The sequence below is a fragment of the Bradyrhizobium sp. genome, assembly GCF_049798375.1.
Lineage (GTDB): Bacteria > Pseudomonadota > Alphaproteobacteria > Rhizobiales > Xanthobacteraceae > Bradyrhizobium.
This window is the reverse complement of the sequence record NZ_JBARGP010000814.1, coordinates 1-3,767: the sequence shown is the minus strand read 5'-3', so window position 1 is coordinate 3,767 and position 3,767 is coordinate 1. Positions and strand designations below refer to the sequence as shown.

General features: G+C 61.3%; 3 protein-coding genes. 1 reads left to right on the top strand and 2 read right to left on the bottom strand.

Features of this window, described 5'->3' with window-relative positions:
• On the bottom strand, positions 1-1,049 hold a 1,049-nt coding region (locus WA702_RS30795), incomplete at its 3' end, for a D-alanyl-D-alanine carboxypeptidase family protein (protein WP_425114308.1).
• Positions 1,050-1,437: 388 nt separating this feature from the next.
• On the opposite strand from WA702_RS30795, the gene WA702_RS30790 reads away from it, so the two are divergent.
• Entirely contained in the window at positions 1,438-1,779 is a 342-nt protein-coding gene (locus WA702_RS30790) for a phasin family protein (protein ID WP_425114309.1), read from the top strand.
• A 119-nt stretch (positions 1,780-1,898) separates the two neighbouring features.
• Here the strand turns inward: WA702_RS30790 and WA702_RS30785 are convergent.
• Positions 1,899-3,767 (bottom strand): pilus assembly protein TadG-related protein (locus WA702_RS30785; RefSeq protein ID WP_425114307.1); only part of this gene is annotated, 1,869 nt, incomplete at its 5' end.

Below are 3,767 nucleotides of genomic sequence, written 5' to 3'. Positions count from 1 at the left end.
GCTACCACCTTCGCGGTCCGGCTCGGTGAGGGTGTAGGGGCCGGGGCGGAAGCGGGGACTTCCGGCGCAGCCGACGCGACCTCGACGCCGCCCTGGTCGGCGACATCGGTGGCCTGCTCGGAGCTGCCGTGTTCGGTGATCGCGGCGACCGTGCGACGGGTCGCGGCCTTGTCCAGATTCTCGGCGAGCAGATTGCGCATGATCGCGTCGCGCGAGCCGCCGCTACGGCCGCCCATCACGACGCCGATCAGGAAGCGGTTGCCGCGATGCATCGAGGTGACGAGATTGAAGCCGGAGGCGCGGATGTAGCCGGTCTTGATGCCGTCGACGCCCTCGACGCTGCCGAGCAGATGATTGTGCCCGGTGATGGTGTGGCCACGGAAGTTGAAGGCGGTGGTCGAGAAATAATGATAGTAGCGCGGGAAGCGGTCCTGCAGGGCGCGGCCCAGGATCGACTGATCGCGCGCCGTGGTGACCTGCTCGTCGTTCGGCAGGCCGGAGGCGTTGCGATAGACCGTGTGGCTCATGCCGAGCGCATGCGCCTTGCGGGTCATCATGCGGGCGAAATCTTCTTCGTTGCCGCCGATCGCCTCTCCGATCACCACCGCTGCGTCATTGGCGGAACGCGTGATCACGCCCTTGATCGCATCTTCGACGCGGATGGTTTGGCCGGGGCGCAGACCGAGCTTGGTCGGGTCCTGATCGGAGGCATGCTCGGAGACTGGCAGCTCGCTGTCGAGCTTCAGCTTGCCGGCATCGAGACGCTCGAAAAGCATATAGAGCGTCATCATCTTGGTGAGCGACGCCGGATGACGCAGCCCATCAGGGCTCGTCGCGGTCAGGATCGCCCCGGAATTGCCGTCGACGATGATCGAGGAAAACTTGGGGCTATAGCTGTCGTCATCGTCATGCGACGCATGACGGGACACGTGATGGCGATGCCGGCGCGCTTGCGCGCCATCCATCGTCGTCGCAACGGTTGCGAGCGCGATCAGGCTGCAGACGCCGACTCGCACCAGGCGCGAGGAGCCCAAGTTTTTGCGATGCATGAAATCCTCGTCTAATTTCTGACTTGATCACCGGCTCGTGAGGCAAAATTGTGCCCATCGTGCCTGCGCCATCAAGTCTGTCCGGTCCGCTGATCGCAGTTGAGACAACCGCAGATCGAAAGCCCGGAACTGAGGTTTTGTTAAGGCGCTGTTTTGAAACAGCTTTTGTCAGTCAGCCGAAACCGAGCACGGCTATCGGGGAGGTTAGGACGCACGGGTTGCCAAAAGGTTAAGAAAACCTTGCGGAGAGACACGGGATTTCCCGCCAAATGCATGGCATTGTGCGTTGCACAATTTCCTTGCATTTTTTGTGCGGTGCACTAAACTACAATGAGCGTCAGGGAGCCAGGCTCCCCGGAACGCCCAAAGTCTGGGAAAAGGAAGCATGATGTTTAAGGTTGAAGACTTTCAGAACTACGGCAAAGAGCAGTTCGAGACCGTCGTGAGCTCCGCGACTTCGGTGCAGAGCGGATTGCAAGCGATTGCCGCCGCATACGGCGACTACACCAAGAAGTCGTTCGAGGACACCAAGTCGTTCGTCGAGAAGCTCTCGGGCGTGCGCTCGCTCGACAAGGCGATCGAGGCGCAGAGCGAATTCGCCAAGTCGGCGTATGAGGCCTTCGTTGCCGACTCGCAGAAGATCGCTGGCCTGTATTCGGATCTCGCCAAGCAGGCGTTCAAGCCACTCGAAGGGCTTGCGTCGAAGTTCGCGCCGCAGGCTGCGCACTAATCCCAGCGCCGGCATTCGTTTCTCCGAAAGCCGGCGCCGAATAATCGTGATCACTGGTCCTGATGGGAAAGCCCGGCGTGAGCTGGGCTTTTTGTTGTTCGCGACGACGGCGCGTTCCGTTACTTCGCCACGCGCAGTTTCGACAGCGCCGTGCCGATGGTCTGGAACGTGGTCAGGATCTGCGTCGAGCTCGTCAGCATGAAGAACTTGTCGGAGCCGCTGGCGCAGTCAGATAGCACTTTGGAGGTCGCATCCGCGGGCGTGTGGGTGTTCACCTGGATCGCATAGATCGTGTACAGATAGTTGCCCTTGGAGTCCTTGGCGTTCTTCAGGTTGCTGCAGAGCAGCTCCTGACGAGTGTCGATCGGGCCCAGCGGGGTGCCTGCGGCCTGCGTAGAGCCATTGCCGTTATCCGGCCAGCGGTCCTCGGTGTTGAGTCCGTCCGACAGGATGATGATGACGCGATTGTAGGTGGTGTTGGAGTCCTCCGCCGGCGCGTTCAGAATGCCGCTCGGGATCAGTGATTGCGCGGCCCAGGCAAGGCCGACCGCCTGGTTGGTACCGCCCGTCGGCTGCATCGCGTTGATCGCTGTTTTCAACGATGACCAGTCATAGCTCAGAGGAATGATCGGCTCGAGCTGCGGCGAGTTGTTGCTGGCGCAGTAGCTCTCGCTGTTCTCGTAATATTCGTTGGCCGGGAACAGCGTGGTCATATCGTAGGTACCCGAAGGCTGGACGGTGGTCGCGTCGTTGGGCTGGCTGCGATCTGTGATGCAGCCGGTCCAGCTGCTGATCGGATTGGTCGACGGCGCGTTCCAGGCATTCACCACTGTGGCCGTGGGATTAGAGGATGTGTATTTGTGGTAGGTCCATCCGACCACGGCGTTGACCCGAGGCTGGTTCGTATTGTCGGCCGTGTCGTTCGGGCCGGGCTGGGTCCAGTTGTGATCATACAAGAGGCCGGTGCATGACTTGCTCGAGCCGGTACCGGTGCAACTGCACTGCGAAACTGCATTACCTGAAGAGTCGACGGGGCAGCTGCAGGAGTTCGAACCCGAGCAGAACACCCCGGGTGTGCTGCTTACGAGCGTGCTGACCCAGCAGCCGTTGTACTTGGTGTGAGAGTTGGCATCCACGCTCGGGCAGATATAGCCGGAATAGGTGCCACTCGACGGGATATACGATTGGCCCGACGTGCTGGTGGGACTGGCGACACAGGTGAAGCCGCTATTGCTGCTGGTGAACGGGCATTTCGCCTTCGGTCCGACGGCGTGCCAGTTGATCGGAAGGTTCGCCTGATAACTGCCATTGTTCGGCTGCGTCGTCGGCGGGTTCAGCCAATCGGTCCAGTCGATCCAATTCTGGGCGTAATTGTTGGTGGCGCCGACGTTGACGACCTTGGCGAAGGGAATGACCGAAATGTAGACGTCGCCGGGGGTTTTGGCGAGGTTGCTGAGCTGGTCGATCAGGCCGCCGCTGCCGGCGACCGCGTTTTTCAGCGCCGGCAACTTGTTGTCCTGCGCCATCGAGCCGGTGTTGTCGAGAGCCAGGGCCACCCGCATCTTCACGTTGCCCCAGGCGGTCGTCGAGCTGGCGTTGAAGCCCATGGTCGGGAAGCCCGCGATCTTCATGAAGTCGGTCGTGATCGAGCCGGAGGCGTTCAGGATGATGTTCGAGCCCGTCGAGGTGTTGGTCGCATAGGTCACCGTGACGGTCGGATTTGGCGCGTCCTTGCTGGTGTAGAGCGCCTTGAAGTAATTGTTGGCCGCGGTCGTCAGGTTGGCAGTGGTGATGGTTCCCTGCGATATGTCGCGCGACAGCATCAGCGCGGTGGTATCCAGCGCCGATTGCATCGCCGAATGCGCGGCATTGGCGCGGCTGTAGTCGACCGCCGCTCCGACGAAGGTCAGGATCGGAATCAGCGCAAGGGCGAAGGTGATGGCGATGTTGCCGGATGGGTCGCTGCCGAAGCGGCGCGCGGCACGGCG